Origin of the sequence: Ruminiclostridium papyrosolvens DSM 2782, from assembly GCF_029318685.1 — a bacterium.
In the GTDB taxonomy this organism is placed as follows: domain Bacteria; phylum Bacillota; class Clostridia; order Acetivibrionales; family DSM-1351; genus Ruminiclostridium; species Ruminiclostridium papyrosolvens.
This window is the reverse complement of record NZ_CP119677.1, coordinates 415,264-441,670: the sequence shown is the minus strand read 5'-3', so window position 1 is coordinate 441,670 and position 26,407 is coordinate 415,264. Positions and strand designations below refer to the sequence as shown.

General features: G+C 38.2%; 20 protein-coding genes. 1 reads left to right on the top strand and 19 read right to left on the bottom strand.

Annotation, left to right across the window (positions count from 1 at the left end; translation table 11 throughout):
- Positions 1–17: 17 nt before the first annotated feature.
- Complete coding sequence (locus P0092_RS01940; RefSeq protein WP_004619877.1) at positions 18–1,952, bottom strand: glycoside hydrolase family 15 protein; 1,935 nt, start codon at positions 1,950–1,952, stop codon at positions 18–20.
- Between the two features lie 124 nt (positions 1,953–2,076).
- On the opposite strand from P0092_RS01940, the gene P0092_RS01935 reads away from it, so the two are divergent.
- Entirely contained in the window at positions 2,077–3,339 is a 1,263-nt protein-coding gene (locus tag P0092_RS01935) for a glycosyltransferase family 2 protein (RefSeq protein WP_004619875.1), read from the top strand.
- 55 nt (positions 3,340–3,394) lie between these two features.
- On the opposite strand, the gene P0092_RS01930 is transcribed toward P0092_RS01935, so the two are convergent.
- The 18 genes from P0092_RS01930 to P0092_RS01845 all read right to left on the bottom strand — a co-directional run bounded on the left by P0092_RS01930 (position 3,395) and on the right by P0092_RS01845 (position 25,835).
- On the bottom strand, positions 3,395–3,592 hold the full coding sequence (locus P0092_RS01930) for a CLI_3235 family bacteriocin precursor (RefSeq protein WP_004619873.1): 198 nt from the start codon (positions 3,590–3,592) through the stop codon (positions 3,395–3,397).
- Positions 3,593–3,656: 64 nt separating this feature from the next.
- Complete coding sequence (locus tag P0092_RS01925) at positions 3,657–3,932, bottom strand: hypothetical protein (RefSeq protein ID WP_004619871.1); 276 nt, start codon at positions 3,930–3,932, stop codon at positions 3,657–3,659.
- Positions 3,933–3,945: 13 nt separating this feature from the next.
- Positions 3,946–5,028, bottom strand: coding sequence for a TIGR04066 family peptide maturation system protein (locus tag P0092_RS01920; RefSeq protein WP_004619869.1), 1,083 nt, complete (start codon positions 5,026–5,028; stop codon positions 3,946–3,948).
- Complete coding sequence (ccpM, locus tag P0092_RS01915; protein WP_004619867.1) at positions 5,021–6,427, bottom strand: Cys-rich peptide radical SAM maturase CcpM; 1,407 nt, start codon at positions 6,425–6,427, stop codon at positions 5,021–5,023. The genes P0092_RS01920 and ccpM overlap by 8 nt, the downstream gene beginning before the upstream one ends.
- Positions 6,428–6,628: 201 nt before the next feature.
- Positions 6,629–9,061, bottom strand: a complete 2,433-nt coding sequence (locus P0092_RS01910; RefSeq protein ID WP_004619865.1) for an ATP-dependent Clp protease ATP-binding subunit — start codon at positions 9,059–9,061, stop codon at positions 6,629–6,631.
- A 20-nt stretch (positions 9,062–9,081) separates the two neighbouring features.
- Complete coding sequence (locus P0092_RS01905) at positions 9,082–10,104, bottom strand: protein arginine kinase (RefSeq protein ID WP_004619864.1); 1,023 nt, start codon at positions 10,102–10,104, stop codon at positions 9,082–9,084.
- Positions 10,101–10,589 carry a UvrB/UvrC motif-containing protein gene (locus P0092_RS01900; RefSeq protein WP_004619861.1) on the bottom strand — a complete coding sequence of 163 codons (489 nt, stop codon included), beginning with the start codon at positions 10,587–10,589 and terminating at the stop codon, positions 10,101–10,103. The genes P0092_RS01905 and P0092_RS01900 overlap by 4 nt, the downstream gene beginning before the upstream one ends.
- A 42-nt stretch (positions 10,590–10,631) precedes the next feature.
- Positions 10,632–11,090, bottom strand: coding sequence for a CtsR family transcriptional regulator (locus P0092_RS01895; RefSeq protein ID WP_004619860.1), 459 nt, complete (start codon positions 11,088–11,090; stop codon positions 10,632–10,634).
- Between the two features lie 272 nt (positions 11,091–11,362).
- Entirely contained in the window at positions 11,363–12,361 is a 999-nt protein-coding gene (locus P0092_RS01890; RefSeq protein ID WP_004619859.1) for a GGGtGRT protein, read from the bottom strand.
- A gap of 21 nt (positions 12,362–12,382) precedes the next feature.
- On the bottom strand, positions 12,383–13,075 hold the full coding sequence (locus P0092_RS01885; RefSeq protein WP_004619858.1) for an iron-sulfur cluster assembly scaffold protein: 693 nt from the start codon (positions 13,073–13,075) through the stop codon (positions 12,383–12,385).
- Between the two features lie 228 nt (positions 13,076–13,303).
- The gene (locus P0092_RS01880; RefSeq protein WP_004619854.1) at positions 13,304–14,494 is read right to left on the bottom strand and encodes an oxygen-binding di-iron domain-containing protein; all 1,191 of its coding nucleotides are present in this window, start codon (positions 14,492–14,494) and stop codon (positions 13,304–13,306) included.
- Positions 14,495–14,717: 223 nt separating this feature from the next.
- Positions 14,718–15,263 carry a D-lyxose/D-mannose family sugar isomerase gene (locus tag P0092_RS01875; protein WP_040758977.1) on the bottom strand — a complete coding sequence of 182 codons (546 nt, stop codon included), beginning with the start codon at positions 15,261–15,263 and terminating at the stop codon, positions 14,718–14,720.
- A gap of 115 nt (positions 15,264–15,378) precedes the next feature.
- Entirely contained in the window at positions 15,379–16,581 is a 1,203-nt protein-coding gene (gene tuf / locus P0092_RS01870) for an elongation factor Tu (RefSeq protein WP_004619849.1), read from the bottom strand.
- 132 nt (positions 16,582–16,713) lie between these two features.
- Positions 16,714–18,792: an elongation factor G gene (gene fusA, locus P0092_RS01865; RefSeq protein WP_004619847.1), complete on the bottom strand. Its 2,079-nt coding sequence runs from the start codon at positions 18,790–18,792 to the stop codon at positions 16,714–16,716.
- A gap of 56 nt (positions 18,793–18,848) precedes the next feature.
- Positions 18,849–19,319, bottom strand: coding sequence for a 30S ribosomal protein S7 (gene rpsG / locus P0092_RS01860; RefSeq protein ID WP_004619844.1), 471 nt, complete (start codon positions 19,317–19,319; stop codon positions 18,849–18,851).
- 222 nt (positions 19,320–19,541) lie between these two features.
- Entirely contained in the window at positions 19,542–19,970 is a 429-nt protein-coding gene (gene rpsL / locus P0092_RS01855) for a 30S ribosomal protein S12 (protein ID WP_004619842.1), read from the bottom strand.
- A gap of 78 nt (positions 19,971–20,048) precedes the next feature.
- Positions 20,049–20,291, bottom strand: a complete 243-nt coding sequence (locus tag P0092_RS01850) for a ribosomal L7Ae/L30e/S12e/Gadd45 family protein (RefSeq protein WP_004619840.1) — start codon at positions 20,289–20,291, stop codon at positions 20,049–20,051.
- Between the two features lie 369 nt (positions 20,292–20,660).
- Positions 20,661–25,835 (bottom strand): leucine-rich repeat protein, encoded by a 5,175-nt coding sequence (locus P0092_RS01845; RefSeq protein ID WP_004619839.1) that lies wholly within the window; start codon positions 25,833–25,835, stop codon positions 20,661–20,663.
- Between the last annotated feature and the right edge of the window lie 572 nt (positions 25,836–26,407).

Sequence of the window (26,407 nt, the reverse complement as noted above, 5' to 3'; positions counted from 1 at the left end):
GTTGCTTATATTGCCCGTCAAAGTACGCCTGCATTTACAAGCTCTGAATAGACGTGTACATACATTGCATGAGACCAAGTAAGGGGAATTATCCATTCGGGTTTTCCCGTGTCCCTGTTAACCTGTTCCGGCAGAAGTCCCATATCTGTTTTTCCGTTTGCAGCCCATATCAGATATTCCTTTGCCTTTTCAAAGTTGCCTGATTTTGCATGGTACAGTGCTATCCAGAGGGTGGTGAGAATCCATGGATTTCCGCCTATATATGTGTCGTTTTCATATCTCTTTATACCACCGACGCTTTGTGCCGTCAGGACTTGTTCAATTAAAGAAACCGTATCCCTCAGCATAGGATCATCCAAATCAAAAATCCCGAAGGGTATGCCAAGCCCAACAAGACTTATATCTACAATCCAATCCTCTTTGGTTACATCCCGCACGTAACCCTTTTGATTTACCGTAATTAACATAGTATCGCCGGACGGTTCCTGACCGAAGCCGTTTAATTTTACTCTGACACTTCTGATAAATCGTCTGTAGTCTTCTTTCCAGAAGTTTTTTACCATTGCTTTTTTTATATCGTCCGCTGTTTTATCCCATAAAATAAAATCCTCTGCCGGTTTTCCAAGTATACGTGCTATTTCCGCAGCTGACCTGAGCCCTGCACATACAGAAGCTGAAGAGTATGCATGTTCCCCGTATCTTTCTTCCCACAAGTCAAAACTAGGGCTTGGAAGACCTGTTTCACTATCTATAAACCTTACAAGGAAATCTGCTGCTGCCTTAACACTATCCCATACGGATTTCAGAAAATCTGTATTTTTTGTATAGTTGTAATGGTTCAACATTCCCCATACAATTGTCCCTGTCTCATCCACCTGAAGCCCCCAACAAGGGCCTAAATTACCATTCATATGATATCTCTGCTGCCAGCTGCCGTCCTCATCCTGAACCTCTGTAGCCCATTTATAAAAATTGGCAACGCTTTCGTTTAGCCCCCCAATATCCAAGGCACCTGTTATAAAGGCGGCATCCCTTCCCCAACAGTAAGCATATTTACCGCATTTCGTAAAATATTCATCAATTTCCGGTGCTGCCATTAACCCACCGCTTTTTTTGTTATACATTAACCTGAATACAAGAAGTGACCTTTTATAAAGCTCATCCAAAAGTGTGTTACCCGACTTTAGTTGAGTCGTTTTCTTCAAATATTCCTTCCAATACAGTCCCGTCTCCCTTAAAGCCGTCAGTCCTCCTACTGTTTTTACTTTTCTAGCAAGTGCTTTACAGGATTTCAGACTAGCTGCCGCACATATATATACATTTACGGTCTTTACCGTATGAGGCTGAAAAACTCCCAAATCCCATGAGATAGCTGCATCCTTCGTCATTCCTATATCGTCTTTGCCATAGAGGTATGTATTAATTGCGGCGTCATTGGCATTATTCCCGATTTGAAACTGATATGCGGGAATATCTGATGTAACGGCAATGTAATTATCCGGCTTGTAGTGAACCAATGCTTCATTCATGAAATCAAACAAACTACATGACACCTCAGCATCACTGCTTGCAGCTGCTGAAAAACTCATTAGTCCCAATTCTCTGCTTTCATTATGAAGATTCTCAATTTCAAGCCTGCGAACCAAAACATCCATTTCCGGATGTACAAAGTCATATAGTACTACCTTGTATCCGTCAAAAAAATTAGTAATAGTATTTTTTATTATATTGGAATCAGCAAGGTACTCCTGATGATTATCGCATCGAATGTCATTAAGCCATACCGTACTCCCTGTTTTATTTTTCTCAAATAGTCCCAGAAATATTTTGTCTAAATGCTGTACATAATCAATATCCGGCCAAAAGAGTCTTAAAAGTTCTGCTCTTTCACTAAAACAAGCCAGCATTGAAGAATTTCCCGAGATTGCGTTGTTATAATATGATTTTTGCATAAAAACCTCCGCATTTTACTACCTCATTATAGCATATTGATTTTACAGAGTATCAAATTATATAAATAATTTAATCCTTTTATGCACAAACTATTTTTTGATAAATACTATTTTGGAGGAAAAAATGCAAAGTTTATTTGTTAATTTAATATTTTATATAAGCGAACTTATACAGATATTAGTATTTATAGCAGGGTGCTATTTTTTCGGAATATCTGTTTTCGGTTGGATTAAGAAAAAGGAAAAACTCTCACGAACTATTGTACCCCAAAAAAAGTTTGCTCTTGTAGTAGCCGCCCATAACGAGGAACTTGTAATAGGTCATATTATAGACAGTCTTTTTAAGTTAAACTACCCCAGAAATCTATTTGATGTTTTTGTAATAGCTGATAATTGTACTGACAATACTGCTGTAATTGCCCGAAAATTCGGAGCCAAAGTACATATCCGTGAGGATGCCTCTAAAAGAGGTAAAGGACATGCGCTTGAATGGATGTTTAGCAGAATTTTTAGTATGGATACAAGCTATGATGCCGTTGCTGTTTTCGATGCCGATAATCTGGTATCACCAAACTTTCTGTTGGAAATGAACAAGCAGATGTGCAAAGGCTTCAAGGTGGTTCAGGGTTACATTGACAGTAAAAACCCCTATGACAGTTGGATAACCTGCTCCTATTCCATTGCTTTCTGGCTGTCAAACAGAATTTTTCAGTTGCCAAGATACTATCTCAGGCTAAGCTGCGGGCTGTGCGGAACCGGCTTTTGTATTGATACCTCAATACTTAAATCTTTAAAATGGGGAGCCACCTGCCTGACTGAAGACTTGGAGTACACAATGAAGCTGGCTTTAAATGGAGTCAGAATTGGTTGGGCACACGAAGCCGTAGTTTATGATGAAAAGCCAATTACTCTGAAACAGTCCTGGCACCAACGAAAAAGATGGATGCAGGGACATGCTGAATGCGCCCAGAAATACCTTGGAGCTTTATTTAAAAAAGCTTTTTTTAAAGGAGACCTTACCTCTCTTGACTGTGCCTTATATTTGTTTCAACCCATAAGATTTATTTTTGTAGGTTTAATGACTGTTATGATGTGGGTGCAAACGGTTTACCCGCAATTCCCCATATATAGCGTACAATATGTATTTCCCGTTCAGGTATGGTATCTGATGGGCCTCTTTGAAATCCTCTACGGGCCGTTGGTTATTCTGGCAGAAAAGAAGTTCAGTTTGAAGGTTATACTTGGGTTTGTTATCTACCCTTACTATTGCCTGACCTGGGTACCTATTACCATACAGGGCTTTATTGAAAAAAACAACAAGGAGTGGAACCACACCGTCCATACAAGGCAGATTAGTATAAGCGAGTTGGAGAAAAGCAATGGGTAACTAATATTGTAAAAGGAGTACCGGGTGGTACTCCTTTTGGTGGTCAGAAACTCTATTAACCGAATGTGCTGGATATTGCAGAATATGCTACCCCATACTCACTTGAACTAAGACTGCTGCTGATAGCACTTTCTGCGGTTCCGTTACCGCTGCACCTTGAAACACATCCCCTATAACAGTTGCTGGAACAGGAACACGAAAATGCCATAACTGTGTTAGGTACTAACTCACTTCTTTTGGATAATTTTTTCATAAAAATACCTCCTGAAAAGTTTTTATGTAATCATTTAATAAATAAATGATATACCCTTTTGAAATTAAACTGCCTGAAGCTTTTCTAAAGAATTACCACATATATTTATAATGGCATCTGCCAAATTTGATAATTTCCATACGTTGTAATCATTTTCAGCAAATATATTTGAAATCTCCTTACCGAATATTTTTTCAAGTTCATCCACAATATAAATTGCATATATAATAGGGTAGTTATGATGGCATCCGATAATATTATCATTTTCATCCTCTATTTTAATTCCTGTTATCTTATATACAGTTTCTTTTATTTCATTCATTACTTCTCTTTTTTCCATAAGCTCCTCCTTTTTATACAAGTGCCACATTACCTTCCAATTCTTCTACCAAAGCATTCAGCAGATTATCCTTTACATCTGTATCCAACACATGACAGAATTTCAGTGTTTCATTGTCGATAGCCGGCAGATTATTAATGCAATGCTGTCTTTCCAACATAAAATACTCTATATCATGGTCATGAGAAATTCTGAACTGCCTGTCAGACATATAATAGTAGTCCGTAAAGCACCCAAGTCGTCCTTTGCAGAAATTTCGGCATTCATATAAGCTTTCAACATTAATGTCTTCATTATGATATGAACATAATATATTAATATCTATATTCAGTGCAGAAGACACAATCAAAGAAATTTCTCCGAAGTAATTGGTTATATATCTGTTAACAGGGAGTATTCCCCCTGCCACACCAATAATAACAATATCATAATCGTCTTTTAACACTTCTCTGTTTATATAGTAATTAAACATATATACTTTTTCATCAAATGAAATATTTTTGGACATAAGAAAGGATGGAAGCTTTTTGAAGCCAAACAAATCACAATAATCCTTTGTACCAAACTGTAATATCTTGTAGCCCTTATCCTGAAATTTCTTTCTTAAATCAAGCTGTGCCTCAAATTTATTACAGCTCTCTCCAATGGACATGACAGTGATTACAGGAATGTCCGGCTGTGTCATTCTCTTGTCATATGTAAAATAATTCAATCCGGTCTCCAGAACATTGTCCAGTATTCTTATATTTTTATTGCCGGAAAACTCTTTTAAGCAAAAGTCGTATATCTTATTATTTGTCATAACTATTTTATTTTTTGATACGGCAGTATTAATCCTTTGAATGTATGCGTCCTTTAATTCATTAAAACTTTTATCCAACAAAAGTACCACATCGCATTTATCAATCTCCGTATTAAAATCATCAGTTATTATTAAACCCGTATCTACTTCCTCAAACTCTCCTGCATCTCTGCCGTTTTCATATGCACCCTCAAAGCATACCAAACTAGCAAGCTCGTAGCCCCGAAGCATATCCCGATATTTTGTTATACAGTTGTCTTCCATACTAAAGGGGTAGACCAGAAGTTTATACATACATTTCCTCCCTTCCGAATTTATATCCGAATTCTTTTAAAGCACATATGTTCAGAAGCTTTTCTTGTGCATCTATAAGTGATTTTGCACAATTTTTCCTTTTTGTGACTGAATCAAATTTTCCATCCTTCTCAGCATATAATGCACACATGGAGCACCAGTTTATAGCCCAGCAGTTTTTGCAATCTCTTTCTGAGATTTTTCCTATATTCATTACCTTTGAGGCTTTACCCGCATCCGTACCGCTATCAATTTCGCCTATTTTCATGGCTTCACTGGTTTCAATTGCTTTTTCACAGGGATAGATTACACCATCAGTATTTACAAACATTCTCATAGCTCCTGCAATACACGGCCCCGAATGATGCCATGATTTACTTACACTATTAATATCCTCCATGGAAGTATAATCAATATCAATTCCTGATTTTATTTCAGCCATGAACTTTGGTGTTACCTCTTTTTTTAACTTTTTTACCATGGTCATTAATAACAGAAAGTAGTCATATCTTCTTATATTAATAAATTCATGGCTAAAGGAGATGTCCCCTTTATGGTTAATTTGCTCCATAAGACTAAGACCGATACCTGCATCACATACCACATCTTCCGAGCTGAAATAATTTCTCACAGTACCATAATCTGATTTTGGATTTAAAACAGTATTAAATCTGATATTTTTAATAAATTCCTTGTTATGTTTACTTATCACTTTGATATTATTTATGATTGTATCAAAGCTGCCTTCTCCATTTGCAAACTTTCTGTTGGCATCATGATCCTTTTTAGAGCCGTCAAGGCTTATGGTAACAGAGAATTGATTATCTATTAGAAAGTCAGCTATTTCACCTGAAAGAAGTGTACCGTTAGTAGTAATTCCATAGTTTGTTATTCTGTGAGGATATGTTTCTTTAACGTACTCTACACATTTTTTTATCAAGTCAATTTCAAGTAATGGCTCGCCACCGTAGAAGCTTATTCTGACTTTTTCAATTTCATTTGAATGTTGATATAGATAATCAATTGACTTTTTCGCCAGTTCCCATGTCATTGACTTGCCGGAGTGACCTCTTGTGTTATATTGTCCTGAATATGTGCAATAATCGCACCTGAGATTGCAGCTTTGTGTAACCTGTAATATGAGGAACTGTACTCTGTGCTCCAGATAATGCTTTATATATTTAGTTTCGGGATGAACTATATTTTCAACAATATTATTCTTTAAATATCCACACTTCTGATATTTTTTAAGACAGACTGCTTCTTTTTCAGTAATCTGCTTTTTATTTAATCTGTCAAGCTCTTCATACTCCTCCTTGCTTATATTTAGGATTTTATTCTTATTTCTGTCATAAACATAATATTGTAACGGAGTCTTTAAAAGCTTATATACAATCATAATGCAGACTTCCTTTCCGATATTTTGGTTTATTGCAATTTATCTCTTCAATGTAAATAATTGTATATACATCATATTCATACGTCAAACCTACCGGAAATAATCAAGTCATTATAAAACCCCTCGTTTGGCTATTGTCGCCAAAGAGGGGTTTTATATTCCCATATTCTTTTTTTAATTAATCGGAAATAACAGTCTGCCTTACTTCTTATTAATAACAATGTTTTCTCCGTCAAAGTCTATTCTGATGCTGTCTCCTGCCTTTACCTTGCCTTCCAGCATGTCTTCTGCAAGTTTATCCTCCACCATGCTTTGTATTGCTCGTCTTAAAGGTCTTGCTCCAAACACAGGGTCAAAGCCCTTCTGAGCAAGATGTCCCATAGCCTCTTCACTCACTTCCATTGCTATTTCATTAGCTTTTAGCCTGTTTACAAGCACATCCAGCATGAGACGTACAATTTCTTTTATATTTTCCTTGCTCAATGGGTGGAAAACAATAATATCATCAATTCTGTTGAGAAACTCCGGTCTGAACATCTTTTTGAGCTCGCCCATTACATTGTTCTTCATATCCTCATAATTCTTTGCGCTCTCATCGTTTGAAGTTGAGAAGCCAAGTCTCTTAGGCTCAGTAATGGTTCTTGCTCCCACATTTGAAGTCATGATTATTATAGTATTTCTGAAATCCACCACACGTCCCTGTGAATCAGTTAGTCTGCCATCTTCCAGTATTTGCAGCAGTATATTGAAGATATCAGGATGTGCCTTCTCTATTTCATCAAACAGAAGTACTGAATAAGGCCTTCTCCTGACTCTTTCAGTAAGCTGCCCGCCCTCGTCATAACCAACGTAGCCCGGAGGAGAACCAACCAGTTTTGAAACACTGTGTTTTTCCATAAACTCTGACATATCAACACGAATCATAGACTTCTCATCCCCGAACATTGCTTCTGCCAACGCTTTGCAAAGCTCAGTCTTACCGACTCCCGTAGGGCCCATGAATATAAACGAGCCAACAGGTCGTTTCGGATCTTTCAGACCAACACGCCCTCTTCTGATAGCCTTTGATATGGATTTAACAGCCTCATCCTGACCAATTACCCTCTTATGAAGGGTCTCTTCCATTTTCAGTAATCTTTCAGATTCTTCCTCGGCTAACCGCTTTACAGGTATTCCGGTCCAACTGGCAACTATATCAGCTATGTCATCTTCTGTAACCGTATCTGTTTTTGTCTGATTCTTCTGGCGCCATTGATCTCTTACCTTGTCAAGTTCATTTTTAAGCTTTTGTTCATCATCTCTTATTCTTGCTGCTTTTTCAAATTCCTGACACCTGATGGCATCTTCCTTCTCCTTGCTAAGCTTTTCAACCTTCTCCTCCATTTCCTTCAAATCAGGCGGAGCAGTAAAGGTTTTGAGTCTTATTCTTGAAGCTGCCTCATCAATCAAATCAATAGCCTTATCCGGCAAAAATCTGTCTGTTATATATCTGTCACCAAGCTTAACTGCCGCTTCAATTGCATCATCGGTTATCTTTACTCTATGGTGTGCCTCATATTTATCACGAACACCCTTTAATATTTCAACAGCCTCTTCCTTCGATGGTTCTCCTACGGTTATAGGCTGAAATCTTCTTTCCAGGGCTGCGTCCTTTTCAATGTGTTTTCTGTACTCGTTTAAGGTTGTAGCACCGATAACCTGAATTTCACCTCTTGCAAGAGATGGTTTGAGTATGTTTGAGGCATCTATGGCACCTTCGGCTGCTCCTGCACCTACAATAGTATGCAGCTCATCTATGAACAGTATTACGTTTACAGCCTTCCGTATTTCTTCCATTGCCTTTTTAAGTCTGTCTTCAAACTCTCCTCTGTACTTTGCACCTGCAACCATTGAGGATAAATCAAGGGTAACAACTCTCTTGTCACTTAAAATCTCAGGAATATTGCCTTCAACTATTTTTTGAGCCAGACCTTCTGCAATAGCAGTTTTACCAACACCCGGCTCACCTATAAGACACGGGTTGTTTTTGGTTCTTCTGCTAAGAATCTGAATAACTCTCTCAATTTCCTTGTCACGTCCTATAACAGGGTCTATTTTCCCATCTCTAGCCATATCTGTTAAATCTCTTCCGAATTGGTTCAGAGTAGGAGTATTTGAGTTTGAACTATTGCTCTTTGTTGAACCGTTGGAACCGGGAGACTCCTCAGTAAGAATTTTAATAAGCTCGTTAAGAAGCTTTTGTGGATCAACTCCTAAGTCCATCATAATTCTCACTGCAACACTCTCTCCCTCTTTCATAATACCAAGAAGAAGATGTTCTGTTCCAATGTATCCCTGTCCCATCCTTCTTGCTTCTTTAAAAGCAAGCTCAAGCACTCTTTTAGTTCTGGGTGTAAACCCGACAGGCTGTGTACCTTCAGCATCCCCTTTACCAATAAGTTCTTCGATCTCCTTTAGAATTTTCTCCTCTGTTATTCCTTGACCAAGAAGTACTCTGGATGCAACACCTGTTCCTTCTTTTACAAGACCCAAGAGTATATGTTCAGTACCGACATAATTATGTCCTAAATCAACAGCAGCCTGTTGGGAAAATCCTATTGCCCTTTCTGCTTTTTCTGTAAAACGTTGATACATCTTTATCACCTCTCGTATACTTAATTTGTAATTTTTATTCTGATAAGTTCCGCCCTCTTTATATCTCTTTCGTCCTGTTCAAGGGGTTTACCTGACATCTTCTGTAGTGTTGCCGGCTGTGACAAAATCATGGCTTCATTAAGCGCAGCTATATCTATATCATTAATTATTCCCATACTCACTCCAAGTCTAACATCAGAAAGTAGTTTGAAGGACTCCTTGGACGTAAGAATTCTTGCATTTTGAAGAATTCCATAAGACCTGAATATCCTATCCTCAAATCTATAAATATTTTTCTTGTAGAGCTGAAGTCTCAGCATCTTTTCTCTGTCAATTATCTGCTTGCATATACCATCAATACTGGCAATTGTCTCTTCTTCCTTTCGGCCCAAAGTTACCTGATTTGATACTTGAAACATATCTCCTACCGCTTCACTGTTCTCTCCATATATTCCCCGGACAGTAACTCCAACCTTATTACAGCTTTCCAATATTGACTTCATATAGCCTGTCATAACCAAGGCAGGCAGGTGCAGCATTACCGATGCTCTCATCCCCGTGCCTATATTAGTGGGACAGCTTGTAAGATATCCATATTTGTCATCAAAAGCGTAGTCCGCTTTTTCTGCTATAAGAGAGTCAATTTCATCACATACCTTATACGCTTTTTCAAGCTGTATCCCCCGAAAAATTGACTGAACCCGTAAGTGATCTTCTTCATTTACCATTATGCTTACGTTTTCATTCTCATTTATGAAGGCTCCGCTGTTTTCTTTGCTATCAGCCAGTTCCGGACTGATAAGGTGCCTTTCCATCAGTGAAATTCTGTCTACAGGATGTAAAGTATTCATGTCTGCAAACATTAGCTTACCATAAACAGTAAATCCTGACATTATTTCCTGCATTCTTTTAATTAAATCAGCCTGATGCTTTGTACTCATTTTCGCTGAAAACGGGATATCAGCAAAATTTCTTGCCAGTCTTACTCTGCTTGAAACTGCAATATCAAATTCAGGGCCTTTTTCTGCAGGTATTTTACTCATTCTCCCACCTCCAGACTTTTTATCCTGTCTCGGATTTTTGCTGCTTCTTCATATTTCTCAGCTTTAACAGCTTCATTTAAAAGTTGTTTTAATTTATCTATTTCATTGTTAATATTCACATTGCTGCTAACCCTTGCCGGAACCTTTCCATGATGTTCCCCATTTCCGTGAAGTCTTTTTACTATAGGGTCCAGTTTATCTGCAAAAGCCTTATAGCACTGGGTACAGCCCAGCCTTGAGGTTTTTAGGAATTCATCATACTCCATTCCGCAGTTCTCGCATTTAAGCTTTACGGCTGGCTCCTGTTTCAGTTGTGCCCCAAATAATCCGCTAATCAAGTCATTAAAGCCGAAAGGAGAAACAAATTCCTGATGGCTCATTTCCTGTGCACATTCTTCACAAAGGTATATATCCAACTTTGTGTTATTTTTAATCTGCGTGAAATGTACGTTTGCAGTTCTCTGCTGACAATTCTGGCAAAGCATAAAAATTACCTCCTAAAAAAACAATACCCTTAAACTATATTCTTAAACCAGTAAGCTCATAATCATATTTTTTAGCAATGATGCTCTGATAATATCTCTGTCCGGCATTGGCAGCCCGCCAAGAATCTTATCACTAACAGCAGCTTTCATCAAAAATCCTTCTCTTTCGCTTATAACCTCATAATCTACAAAATTGTTAATAAAAACTTCTGACGATTGCTGAGATATACTTGAGCCCATGGAGGATATAATATGCATCAGGTAATTTCCCGGTATATTTACATTAACACGTTTTATTCTTACATGCCCCCCACCGCCTCTTCGGCTCTCAACATAGTAGCCTCTGTCTACGGTAAATCTTGTTGATATTACATAGTTAATCTGGGAAGGTACGCAATTGAACTGGTTTGCAAGTTCATTACGCTGCAGTTCAATTGACCCGTTTGTGTCGGACATCATTTGCTTTATAAAAGCCTCAATCAAATCACTTAAACTTGCCACAACATCACCTCTATTTAAATTGATTTTGACTTTCTTTGACCTTAGTTATAGTATAATACGATTTTTTACCTTGTTCAATACTCTACTAAAATTTTGTGAAAAAAATATTCTTTTAAAATCGTCTTTCAGATAATATTATAATTCCTTTTTGAATATATAATATTCTTTTGGTCAAATTGAAATAATTGCAAAAAAAGAGCCGTGCAATGTTTAATAAAACAATTGCGACAGCTCCTCTTATACCAGCTTTAAAATTCTTAATTTATAAAAAATTACTTTGCGCTTTCTTCAATAGCAACTGCAACAGCAACAGTCATACCAACCATTGGGTTGTTACCTGCGCCGATAAGACCCATCATTTCAACGTGAGCAGGAACTGAAGATGAACCTGCGAACTGAGCGTCTCCGTGCATTCTACCCATTGAGTCAGTTAAGCCGTATGAAGCAGGTCCTGCAGCCATATTATCAGGATGCAATGTTCTTCCTGTTCCTCCGCCTGAAGCAACTGAGAAGTATGTCTTACCGTTTTCATTTGCCCACTTCTTGTATGTACCTGCAACTAAGTGCTGGAATCTTGTTGGGTTAGTTGAGTTACCGGTGATGGAAACGTCAACATTTTCGTGTCTCATGATAGCTACGCCTTCAAGAACGTCATTTGCACCATATACTCTAACCTTAGCCTTGTCGCCGTTTGAATAAGCTTTTGTTCTGACAACGTTAAGAGTATTAGTTGAAAAATCATAATCAGTTTCAACATATGTAAATCCGTTGATTCTTGAAATAATAAATGCTGCATCCTTACCAAGACCATTCAGTATAACCTGAAGTGGTTCTTTTCTAACCTTGTTAGCTGTTTTAGCTATACCAATAGCTCCTTCAGCAGCTGCAAAGGATTCGTGTCCTGCCAAGAAGCAGAAGCACTTAGTTTCTTCTTTAAGAAGCATTGCAGCAAGATTTCCGTGGCCTAAACCAACTTTTCTTGATTCTGCAACTGAACCCGGGATACAGAATGCCTGTAATCCGATACCGATTGCTTCAGCAGCTTGAGAAGCGTTTGTTATACCCTTCTTAAGCGCAACACCACAACCGAGAGTGTATGCCCATACTGCATTTTCAAATGCGATTGGCTGTATACCTCTAACGATTGAGTCTACATCTATTCCTTTTGAAGTACAGAAGTCCTTTACTTCTTCAAGGCTCTTAAAGCCATACTCAGCTAAACATTTTTCTATTTGAGCTATTCTTCTTTCATAACCTTCAAATCTAACCACAGTATTCACCTCTCTCTTTAATTATTCGTGTCTAGGATCTATTACTTTAACTGCTTCATCAAATCTGCCGTATGTACCTATATTCTTTTCATAAGCTTCCTTAGGATCTACACCCTTCTTTATTGCATCAAGCATTTTTCCGAGTGATACGAACTTGTAACCGATAACTTCTCCATCGCTATCCAGTCCGATATTCAATATGTAACCTTCAGCCATTTCAAGGTATCTAACGCCCTTAGCATTAGTAGCAAATATTGTACCAACCTGTGAACGTAAGCCTTTACCAAGGTCTTCAAGTCCTGCACCGATTGGAAGACCGCCTTCTGAGAAAGCAGACTGAGTTCTACCATATGCCAACTGCTTGAATATTTCTCTCATAGCAACGTTTATAGCGTCACAAACCAAGTCAGTATTTAGACATTCAAGAATAGTTTTACCTTGAAGAATTTCAGCCGCCATAGCTGCTGAGTGAGTCATACCTGAGCAACCAAGAGTTTCAACAAGAGCTTCTTCAACAATACCTTCTTTAACGTTCAATGTGAGCTTACAGCATCCCTGCTGAGGTGCACACCAACCAATACCATGTGACAAACCTGATATATCGCTGATTTCTTTAGCCTTTACCCACTTACCTTCTTCAGGAATTGGAGCAGGACCATGATGTGGCCCCTTCTTTACAACACACATATTTTCAACTTCATGTGAGTAATTCATTTGACTTCCCCCTTCGCATAACTATTTGAAATTTTATTCATAGCTTTATTGAGTTTGAGGCTGTTGCCTCGATAATATTATGTACTTCTGTTTCTACATACAGAGAAGCAAAACAAAAGCTGGTACTCGAATATAAATATTCAAAATACCAGCATTTATTATAACATATTTATGATAATTATAAGTAGCATTTTGTTAAAAAAAACACGAAAAATCTACTTTATAATATTATTTTGCTTTAAGTTGTCTGGCAATGTTACGTCCCATTTCAACACACTGCTCAACTTCAGGCCCTGACATTTTGTATCTGAATCCCAGTGGTTCTGCACAAATTGTCAAACCAGCATCACCTAAATCCTTGCTTATCTTCTTGTGTGCCTCACCACTCCAACCATATGCTCCGAATCCGGCAACAAGCTTATTCTTAATTTTTAAAGACTTGATTTCCTCCAACAAAGCTGCTATTGGTCTTGTAACAGTATTATTAACCGTACAGCTTCCTAAAATAACGGCATTGGCCTTAAAAATCTCAACATTCAGGTCACTCTTGTCTCTTGTAGCAGCATTTATTATTCTGTAGCTTACCCCCTCCTCTTCTAAGCCTCTTCCTATTGCTTCAGCCATAGCTCTGGTAGTATGGTACATTGTATCGTAAATAATTACTGCATAGCCTTCATTGTAGTTAAGGTCGGCCCATTGGGCATATTTTTCGATAATCTGTGACGGATTATCTCTCCAAATAACCCCATGACTAGGCGCAATCATATCTATATCAAGATTCATGGAGGCAATTTGCTCTATCTTCTTCTTTATTAATGGTCTGAAAGGAGTAAGAATATTTGCAAAGTACTTTATAGCTTCCTGATAAAGTTCACAGGTATCAACCTGATCATTAAACATGTCTGTTCCACAATAATGCTGGCCAAAAGCATCATTTGATATAACTAAGTTTGCTCCTTCAACGTACTCGAGCATACTGTCAGGCCAGTGAATCATCTGCATGTCAACAAAGTTCAGCTTATATTCTCCTAAGTCCAGAGTATCTCCGGTTTTTACTATATTAAAATTCCAGTCTTTCTCAAAATACTTTTTAATAATTTCAGAACCGTTTTTTGTGCAATAAATAGGAGTATTCGGAATTTTGCTCATCAAAAGTCCGAGGCTTCCTCCATGGTCAGGCTCAATATGATTAATAACAATAGCATCTATATTTGACAGTCCTACACTCTTGTCCAAGTCCTCAACAAATTGCTCCTTATATGGATCCCATACAGTGTCAATGAGTACTGTTTTCTTATCTCTTATAATATATGAATTATATGAAGATCCTCTATGGGTTGAAAGTTCATGCCCGTGAAAAACACTTAGTCCCCAGTCTCTTATTCCACACCAATATATATTCTTCTTTATCTCTATCATTTATTTTTTTCCGTCCTTTCATATAATTTCAAGTTTATCATTTGCTTATCCATTTAGAATAATACTCTAATATTATATACCCTCATCCAAACTTGTTAAACACTTTATCAATAAATACCTGAAAGGATATTCATGTAAAATTTTAACACAAAGGCCCCGGGAAACTATCTTATTTTAAAGAATAATCTTCCGGGGTCTTTTTTTGCCCTCTTATCATATGATTCTATTTTTCTACCTCAGGAATTCTTTTTATCCTTGTATCCGTAAAAATATCCGATGCATCATCTGAATTGGTAGAAAACTCAGATATTATTGCGCCTTCGTCTCCCGCCTGAAACCAGTGAAGCGTGTTGGGATAAAGAGTATACTGCTCTCCCGGCTTCAATATTATTTCATGCCATACAGTGTAGTACTCTTCACTGCCTGCCGGCACTTTACAGTGAATGTTTTCAGACTTTTCACCTTCAACATAAAGGTAAACCTTTCCGCTTCTGCATCTAAAAGTCTCCTCCTTCCCGGGGTGACCATTCCTTTCGGGATGCCTGTGTTCAGGACATGTCTGGTGTGGGAAAAGGACCATCTCCTTTGCACACACTCTGTCAGTATTAACGAAGGTCATTAATTGAAGTCCTGTATTTTTTAAATCATTCAGTCCGTAGTCAGCAACTTCTATTCGCCCCTTCTCCTCATCTGTCAGAACGATTGAAGCCTTCTCGAAGAATGATAATGTAGCTTTAACAGTCTCATAAAACTCTTGTTTGTTTACCATCTGAAAATCCATCCTTTTCTTCATGTAATTCAAATTGCGTAAGTTCCCCCTGAAACTAAAAAAAAGCACCGCAAACTATTAAGTCTGCAATGCTCTCTTATACATATAGCAAAAATTATTCGATAATCTTTGAAACGTTACCAGCACCAACTGTTCTTCCACCTTCACGGATAGCGAACTTAAGTCCTTCATCCATAGCGATAGGAGTAATCAATTTGATTTTCATAGTGATGTGGTCACCAGGCATAACCATCTCTGTTCCTTCTGGAATTTCGATAACGCCTGTAACGTCAGTTGTTCTGAAGTAGAACTGTGGTCTGTAACCATTGAAGAATGGCTTATGTCTTCCACCTTCGGCAGAAGTCAAAACGTAAACCTGTCCTTCAAAGTAAGTGTGAGGCTTGATTGATCCTGGCTTAGCAAGAACCTGTCCTCTTTCGATTTCGTTTCTCTGAACGCCTCTTAAGAGTGCTCCGATGTTATCACCAGCTTGAGCTTGATCAAGAAGCTTTCTGAACATTTCAACACCAGTTACAACAGTTTTCTTTGGAGCTTCCATCAAACCAACGATTTCAACTTCGTCTCCAACCTTAACGATACCCTTTTCAACTCTACCAGTAGCAACAGTACCACGACCTGTGATTGAGAAAACATCCTCTACAGGCATGATAAATGGCTTGTCAGTAGCTCTTTCAGGAGTTGGGATATACTTATCAACTTCTGCCATAAGAGCAACGATAGGAGCATACTCAGGAGCGTTTATATCAGTTGAAGTGCTTTCGAGAGCAACAAGAGCTGAACCTCTGATGATTGGAGTATCATCGCCTGGGAAATCATATGTGCTCAACAGTTCTCTAACTTCCATTTCAACCAATTCGATAAGTTCATCATCATCAACCATATCGCACTTGTTCAAGAATACGATGATGTAAGGAACACCAACCTGATGTGAAAGAAGAATGTGTTCTCTTGTCTGAGGCATTGGGCCGTCAGCAGCTGAAACAACGAGGATAGCACCGTCCATCTGAGCAGCACCAGTGATCATGTTCTTAACATAATCGGCATGGCCTGGGCAGTCAACGTGAGCGTAGTGTCTTGTATCAGTTTCATACTCAACGTGAGCGGTATTGATTGTAATACCTCTTTCTCTTTCTTCTGGAGCAGCATCGATTTGATCGTATGCTTTGTATTCAGCTTTTCCAAGGAATCCAAGAACCTTAGTGATAGCAGCTGTTAAAGAAGTCTTACCATGGTCAACGTGACCAATTGTTCCGATATTAACGTGGGGTTTGTTTCTTTCGAATTTAGCCTTAGCCATTTTAAAATCTCCATCCTTTCATTAAAGCGCTGTGCGCTAATATTATACTAATTTACTTTATTTAACAGGAGTAAACTTTACAGTGCTTTCACTATAAAGTCTACTCTTGCAATTAACCTGCAATGTTATTAATTAATCATTGCTTCTGTTAGAAATAACCTTCTCCTGAATGCTCTTAGGCACTTCTTCGAAGTGACTTGTCTGCATGGAGAATGTACCTCTACCCTGTGTGGAGGAACGAAGTGCTGTAGCGTATCCGAACATCTCGGATAGTGGAACCATAGCTCTGATGTTCTGAGCTCCACTACGTGCTTCCATACCTTCGATACGTCCTCTTCTTGAGTTAAGTCCACCCATAACGTCTCCCATGTACTCCTCAGGAACGCTAACGTCAACTTTCATAATAGGCTCAAGAAGAACAGGATTTGCCTTTCTGCAGCCATCCTTGAATGCCATTGAACCGGCAATCTTAAACGCCATTTCAGAAGAGTCAACTTCGTGGTATGAACCATCAATAAGAGTAACTCTAATGTCAACAACGTTGTATCCTGCAAGAACACCTGTATTCATTGCTTCCTGAATACCTGCATCTATTGGGCCGATGTATTCCTTAGGAATAGCACCACCGGTAATTTTATTAACGAATTCATAACCAGCACCCGGTTCTCTTGGTTCAAGTTCGATTACACAGTGACCGTACTGACCTTTACCACCGGACTGTCTTGCATATTTCATTTCAGACTTAACAGCCTTACGAATAGTTTCTTTGTAAGAAACCTGTGGGTTACCAACATTAGCTTCAACCTTGAATTCTCTCATCATTCTGTCAACGATGATATCAAGATGAAGTTCACCCATACCGCCGATGATAGTTTGTCCTGTTTCAGCGTCAGTATGAACTCTGAATGTAGGATCTTCTTCAGCCAGCTTCTGGAGTGCGATACCCATCTTTTCCTGTCCAGCCTTAGTTTTAGGTTCTATTGCAACTTCTATAACAGGCTCAGGGAATTCCATTGATTCAAGAATTACAGGATTGTTTTCTTCACAAAGAGTGTCACCTGTTGTTGTATCTTTAAGACCAACAGCAGCTGCAATATCTCCGGAGTAAACTATCTGTATTTCTTCTCTATGGTTTGCATGCATTTGAAGAATTCTTCCGATTCTTTCTCTCTTGTTCTTTGTAGAATTAAGAACATAAGAACCTGAGTTCAATGTTCCTGAATATACTCTGAAGAAGCAGAGCTTACCAACATATGGGTCAGTCATAATCTTAAATGCAAGCGCTGCAAACGGACCACTGTCATCTGCAGGTCTTTCTATTTCTTCTTCACCGTCCATTGAAATACCCTTTATAGCAGGGATGTCAAGTGGTGATGGCATATAATCAACAACTGCATCAAGCATCTGTTGTACGCCTTTGTTCTTGTATGATGAACCACAAGTTACAGGTATCATTTTAACAGCTATAGTAGCCTTTCTGATACCGGTCTTGATTTCCTCTAAAGTGAGTTCTTCACCTTCCAGGTACTTCATCATAGTCTCTTCATCTTGTTCAGCAACTGATTCCAGTAATATTTCACGATATTTCTTGGAAATTTCCATCATATCGTCAGGGATAGGCTGATCTTCAATTACCTGACCTAAATCATCTTTAAATATATGAGAAGTCATAGTAACCAAATCAACCATACCAATAAAGCTATCTTCACTGCCTATTGGTAATTGTATAGGTACTGCATTACACTGTAATCTATCTTTCATCATAGAGACTACGTTGTAAAAATCAGCTCCCATTATATCCATTTTATTTACATATGCCATACGGGGAACTCCATACTTATCAGCTTGTCTCCAAACTGTTTCAGATTGAGGTTCAACACCGCCCTTTGCACAGAAAACCGTTACCGAACCATCGAGTACACGAAGAGATCTTTCAACTTCAACAGTGAAGTCAACGTGCCCCGGCGTGTCAATAATATTTATCCTGTTACCCTTCCACTGTGCGGTAGTAGCCGCAGAAGTGATAGTTATACCTCTCTCCTGCTCCTGCTCCATCCAGTCCATAGTAGCAGCACCTTCATGAACTTCGCCGATTTTGTGAACTTTTCCTGTATAAAACAGTATACGCTCGGTTGTTGTTGTCTTACCAGCATCAATATGAGCCATTATACCGATATTTCTAGTATGTTCCAAATCAAATTGCCTGGGCATGATTACCCTCCTTTCACGATAGTTCGGATTGATAAATTATCAATCCAATTATATTATTACCATCTATAATGAGCAAATGCTCTGTTAGCTTCAGCCATCTTATGAGTATCTTCTTTCTTCTTGTAAGCTCCACCCATATTGTTGATAGCGTCAAGTATTTCTCCTGAAAGTCTTTCTCTCATAGTACGCTCGCCTCTTTTGCGAGAGTAATCAACGAGCCATCTTAAGCCCAGAGTCTGTCTTCTTTCAGGTCTAACTTCCATAGGAACCTGATATGTTGCTCCACCAACTCTTCTAGCCTTTACTTCGAGAACTGGCATAATGTTTGCCATAGCTTCTTCGAATACTTCTAAAGGATCTCTGCCGGTTTTTTCTTTGATAATATCAAAAGCATCGTAGCATATCTGCTGTGCAACACCCTTTTTACCATCATACATTACGTTGTTAACCAGTTTAGTAACCGTTTTGCTTCCAAACATTGGATCAGGTAAAACATCTCTTTTTGAAATATGACCTTTTCTTGGCACCTTACTTCCCTCCTTTTATGATAACATTTGATATGGGATATACCCATAGAAAGTATCACAGGTACTCGTGGTTTAAACCGTCGTCAGCGCAAGTACATTAATATACCTTACTAGTTTAACAGATTATAGATAATTTTATTAAAAACCTATTGTCTCTTATACAAAATATATTTAAACACGTACTAAGCACCTAACATTTTAAATTGTCAGCACGCTGTGTTATTACTTTTTAGCGGCACCTGCCTTAGGACGCTTAGCTCCGTATTTTGAACGGCTCTGCATTCTTTTGGCAACTCCGGCAGTGTCAAGAGTACCTCTAACGATATGGTACCTTACACCAGGTAAGTCTTTAACTCTTCCGCCTCTGATAAGAACAACGCTATGTTCCTGTAGGTTATGTCCTATTCCAGGAATATATGCAGTTACTTCTAAACCATTTGTAAGACGAACTCTGGCAACTTTACGAAGTGCTGAGTTAGGCTTCTTTGGTGTAGAAGTCTTAACAACAGTGCAAACACCTCTCTTTTGAGGGCTGCTTAAATCTGTAGGCTTTTTCTTCTTTGAGTTAAATCCTTTCTGGAGAGCTGGAGCAGTTGATTTCTTTTCGATAACTTCTCTGCCCTTTCTAACCAGCTGATTAAATGTTGGCATTAGTACACCTCCTTTCAAAGGTAATTATTATATATTTTATATATACCTTACCATTTAGTAAGAATAAATAAATATAAGCTACTTTAAAATACACGCAACTGCAGCGTCAACGTCAATTCCACAAGCTTTTCCCAGTTGCTTCATTGAATCAACATATACTACGGGAACTGCATTTTTATCGCAAAGTTCTATAATTCCTCTTACGACCCTCTGCTCGCAATCTCTCGCAATTATAACATTTGACGCGACACCGTTTTCTACGGCTTTGGTAGATTGCTTGACACCAACTGCCTTCTTACAGTGTTTAAGATCATCCAACAATTTTTTAATCCTCCAATTGTGGTTTTCTCTTTAATTTAGACATGTTTTGAATTTGCACACAAAAAAATGCACAAAATCAATGCACTGAATTATTTTATCACTCTACATTATCTTTTGTCAAGGGTGCGGATTTTTCATATCATAACCGACTAATTAATTATTTTGAGCTGTTATTAATATGGCTATTAAAGTACACTTAAATTCCAAAAATAATAAAAACATCAAAAAAATTGAAGGTATAATAAGCACTTATCAACGTTTCAGGGATACAAAAGAAGGGAGTATCGCTCTTGATTTTTGAACAGTTTTACGATACTCCCAGAATAATTTGTCAAACTTAACTCAATCTATTTGAGGTTCTGTAATATATTAACGATTATAAATCTTGTAAAGCACTACAGCTGCTTCAGCTCGAGAAGCATTCTTCAAAGGAGTCAACATACTTCCTGCTCCTTTAATGATGCCTTCCTCTACCAAAGCTGCTATGTCTTCAAGAGCATATGTGGCAATAGTACTTTGGTCTTTGTAGTTCTCTAATACTTCCGTGCTATGCCCATCCTTAAGTTTACCTACCAACTTCAAAGCTTTAGTAGTTAATGTAAACATTTCCTGTCTGGTGATTGACTCCTTCGGGTTAAATAAGTTATTCCCTTTTCCTGAAGTAATCCCCAGCTTTTTGGCAATGCCTATCGCCTCATAATAATAATTTCCTGGATTTACATCATCGAAATTGTCATCCACCTCTGTTGTGAGGGACAAGCTCCTTATAAGCAATACTAGATAATCAGCTCTTGTTATATTAGCAGAAGGACTATAAGTAGCGTTGGAGGTTCCATTTATGATTCCTTTTGAAGCCAAAGCTTCTATTTCCTTCTTGGCCCAAGCGAAACTATCAATATCGGCAAAAGTCTTTTCCACATAGCCTATAGAAAATCTCTCCAATTTTGTTGTTGTAAAAGAAATTTCTCCCGAATCAGTGTTATATTTACCACTCGGTACAGTAATTGCATTTTCATTTTCATCAATATAATATGCTACTATATGCTCATGGTTTCTTAATTCTTGTTCTGTAGGAGTGTATGGAATAGACACTTTTATCTGTGCATTGGAATTACTTAAGGATATCATCTTACCGTTTGCGTTAATACTTAATTCTATCGCAGGTCTATCACCAACCAGAGTACTGGTTTTGTCAGACAGTATCTTTTTCTCTACTTCTTTGATAGTTATAGTTACATTGTCTGACTGTACTAAAACGCCTGCGTTATATAGGAAGTTCCCCGGCAACTCTATATTTGCTTTATTTGTTTTTATTTCCAACTTTTGTGTCATTTCATTCTGAATCAGTACCTCTGATGGCAGTACCACTTCATATGCCTTGGAGTCCTTTAAGTTCTGCACATTAATGGAAACTGTCTTTATTCCATCCTGGTCTACCTTTGCCAATTTTAATGCACTGTTTAATAATTCAGACTTCAACTCAGACTTAGCAATATCCGTATTGTTATCAAGCACTGGTTTAACATCCACAATAGCCTTGCCTGTATTTGCATCCACCCATATTGTTGGTGCTTGCAACTGTTCAGGCTCTATAGTAGAAGTATTTCCGGTACTCGTAGTGTCGTAAATTATAATATTTAATTTTGAGCTGTTCCCTGCACTGAACAATAAAGTCAGTGTAATAGACCCTACTGATTGTGAATCCAGAAATTCCTTCTTGATGGTAACGATATTACCACTTAAAGAATAATCAATATCCCTTTCCAGATAAGTCAAGCCGTTAGTAATTGCACTTAAAGTGTTCCCGTTCAGGGTCATATTTACTTTAATGTCTTGCTCTGCACCTGCTTTTTTGTCAAATATAGCAGTTGCCGGACTGATTCTATTTGTCGGTTTTCCAATTTCTCCGGAGTATTCCTGACGTAAGATAGTATCATACTGGCTAGTAACCGTATAGTCTGCATTTGAACTCATGGTTATCATAACCAGTCCATCCACTCCTACGCTGTAGTATGCCGAGCCTTCTCTGCTCAGGCGTCTGTAAATAATAGAACTTCCCACATCATCATTATTCGTAATCACAACTTTAGGAGAAACAGTTTTTGACCAAAGGGATGAATTTGAGGTATATAAACCGTGGTGATTCGATTTCATAATATCGGCTTTTAGCTTAGAACCATATTTTTGTACCAATTCAGCTTCCTTGTCCACATAAAGGTCCCCACTAGTCAGGTATGTAGCGTTACCATAGGTAAATTTCATAGCCATAGATATATTATTAAGTGATTCGTCCGATACATCAGTAGTTTTTAGATCTTCTTCAGTGGGGTTGAAGATATTAATCTCAACGTCACCGATTTTAAGATAATCCCCTGATTTTATATCAGTTCTCATATTTACATTCTTTTCTGCCAGATATGCAGCAAACGCAGGCTCCAGAGTACTATATTTATACCCCGTGTAAAGGTAAGTACCAATGGTCCCCCCAACCTCGTCATAAAAGTATTTTGCCACACTAAGAGCATTGCCCACATGGTCTGTATGCGGATGGGAAAGTACAAAATAATCAAGGGATTTAAGTCCTATGTCCCTGACAAAAGACATAACAGGTCCATTGCAGTCTCCTACTCCGCTATCAATCATCATAGTCTGTCCATCTGGTAAGACGAGCAAAGTAAAATCACCCGCTTTAGCAGTAATATTTGGAACCGCTATCTTTGGAGTAAAAATATAAAATATGCCATCGCCCTTGGCCTCAAGTGCAGCACGTGCTTCAGTTACAATTTTTCTATAACGATCCGCATATGCAGCCCCGCTTTTTATATATGCAGCAAGTACTGAAGCACCTTCGCTTCTTGTCAGGTAATTGTTACAGTCTATAGAACCTTTGTTGGAAATCAAGTCAGTAAAGTAACCTTGTTCAAATACCCAAGTTAACTTCAATAATTCCTCTTGTGAAAGTGTCCCTGTATTAGTGATGCCATCTAAGTTGTTGCTACCTGTCACCTCAGTGACATCAACACCGTTATAGTTTGCAGCAGAATAAATAATTTCCATCAGCCTTAACACAGTAACCTTATCATCAGTCTCATAAATATCAATCTTGTTTTGCAACGCCCAATCAATTGCAGAACTATACATTCCCGGTGAACCTGCCAACTGATATAATAGCGAAACAATTTCTGTACTTCTTATTTGATTATCTGAGCCAAATTTTCCACTTTCTCCGGTCATAAACTCGTTTTCCACCATGTACTTTACAGCTCCGGCATACCAGTCACTACTTCCTACGTCTGAGAAATCTGTGCTAGGAAGTGGACTACCAAAAACAAATTTTGCATTCAGCAAATTATTGTTCCCGGAAGCAGATTCGCTCACTAATACTTTTTTCAACTGATTTTCTGTACCGGCATAGTAAACCGTGGAAAGAGAAGAGTTTAAGATAAATGCCTTCATGTCTATATTTGTCAAAGATTTCGGGATGTAAACTGTAGTTAGTCCGCTGCAAGCATTAAATGCCTTTGCACCAATAACTCTCAGTCCTTCCGGAAAGGCAACTTCTTCTAGAGATATACATCCTCCGAAAGCATAAGTGCCAAGTTCTTCAACGGAGCTTGGAAAGGTTAGAGAGTTGATAAGTTTACAACCATAAAAAGCATAATCTCCAACATCGGTTACTCCCTCATTAATAACCACTTTAGTTATATTATCTTTGCTGTAGAGCCAAGGAGCTAAAGTGGTGGTAGTATTGTAAGCATACATTGTGCCCTGTCCTGAAATTGTTAGTGTAGTTTCATCCTCACTAAGCTTCCAGTTAACCTTTTCACCGCAAGTTCCGGAAAGGCCGTAGGTAATAAGGGCGGTAAAGAGTTTTTCGTTGTTGATACCGCTTGCTGCCTTTAAAGTATTCCAACCTTCTTCTTTACCGATATAGAAGACGTTTTCTATGGAATTGACTTCTGCAAAAGCGTTAGCTCCTATTTTCGCTACCCCGCCCTTGATAACAACTATTTTAATGGAATCAGCCTCGCCAGCCCATGGTACTTCTGAAGCTAGAGTATAATCATCCATTGTGCCTTCTCCTATAATAGTCAAAGTTCCGTTGCTAAGAGAGTACTCCAAACCATTTCCTAAGCTTATACGGCCATAGACATATGTACCGTCAGTGCAGATGACATCAATCATGGCAGATTGTAGTGCCTTTGTATTAGCACTATTGCTCTGCACCAGAGTCTGGTATTCTTGTTTTGTTCCTCCATAGTGAATGGAATTAAGGCTATTGCAGTTACTTAAAGCCTCTTTTTCGATGGATACAAAACTTGCAGGAAGAGTAAGGGACTTCAGCGCGGTACAGCCGGATAGAGACTTATCCTTCAGTATGGTTACATTACCAAGTATTGATAATGATTCCAGAGCGACGCACTGGTAGAACTGCACTCTACCTATTGTAGTTACATTAGCCGGAATAGTGATTTCTTTAAGCTTGGTACATTCTCTGAAAACTCCCTCTTCCAAAGAAGTAAGAGAATCAGGAAGAGTCACTTTTATAAGGTTATCGGCTCCATAAAAAAGTCGCTTTCCTAAATAAGTGATGCCTTCCTCTACAACGACCTCCTGAATCTGATCCATATAGTCCAGCCATGGCGCAGAGTTCGCAGGATCTGTGGCACTGGAATAGTCTGCAGTTTTTCCGATACCGGATAGAATCAACTTACCGGTTTCTGTATCCATACTCCAGCTAACATCACCAGTTGTTCCAGTCGTTGACTTCTCTGGTTCTTCTTTTTCTTCGTAGACATAGTTTCCATCACTACAGATTACAGTAATAGCAGTAGATTGTAGAGGGATGGCAGTAGCACTGTTGTTCTCCAGTAGGGTTTTATATTCTTCTTTATTACCACTGAAATTAATTGTCTTGATATTGCTGCAATCCTTAAAAGCGCTTGCACCAATAGATGTTAGAGTGGCAGGTAGTGTAAGCTCCTCCAATGCATTGCAGCCTGAGAAAGTATTATCGGCCAATATAGTTGTGCCTTCAGGAATGCTTACTATTTTTAGACTTGTACATCCGTAAAATACATTTTTATCCATGGTGATAGCTCCTCCAAAAGAGGCTTCTGTTAAAGCAGTACAACCTCTAAAGACACCGTTTCCTATATCTGAAACGGTAGAGGGAATAGAGACACTTGTCAGGGATGTCGCTCCATAGCATGTACGATCCCCTAAGTTTTTTACGCCTTCCTGTACAACAAGGCTGGTTATACCGGTGATATATGACTTCCACGGTACACCGTCAGCATTAGTCGGTACTTGATAGTCTGCCATAGTATTATTTTCATCTGAAGCTGAGATAGTAAGGGCATAACTGCTTTCCCCTATAGCAGTCAATGTCCAATTTACATTTGTTCCACAACTGCCACTCGCCACGGCTTGTGTATCCTCGGCATAAGCAATCAGCATACCTAATGGCATGACGTTAAGTAATAAAAGTACTGCCATAACAATACAGAATAACCGGTTAAGTTTTGTCTTTAAAGTTTTCATCTGCTACCTCCGTTGTTTTTGTTATTTAATATTTTTCTTAATAACCAACGACCTAAATTGCAAATTTTAAAACAGATAATACCAACTCCAACAATTTTTTGACTGAGTATTCCGCATAACCTTTTATGACAAAAATCTTAAGTGCTAATTCTGGTTTTCATATCTTCACTCCTTTTTTCTTATAATTATCTCTCCTTAAAGATTATTAATATTTCTATTACATAAAGGTGAAGTAACCCACTTTATATGCTTTGAATTTAAATACTGATAATGGTACAGTCATGGGACGAGTTATATTCCGTATAGCCGAGTCCCAGAGCAGCTAATGCTCAAAATCTCACAATTAAACCGTTCCAATTTTTAAACCGTTCCAATTAATTAATTTTGAAGTATTGTATCATATCACGTCGTTGCTTGTCGATATTCGTAAATAATTTTTTATAAAAAATGTGTGCTGTATCTAAAATATAACACACATTTATTAACATACTCCAACTTCTATATATATAATAAAATGAAGCATCAGTAACTAAGTTTTAGTATACTGATGCTTCATTTATGATATTTGATAT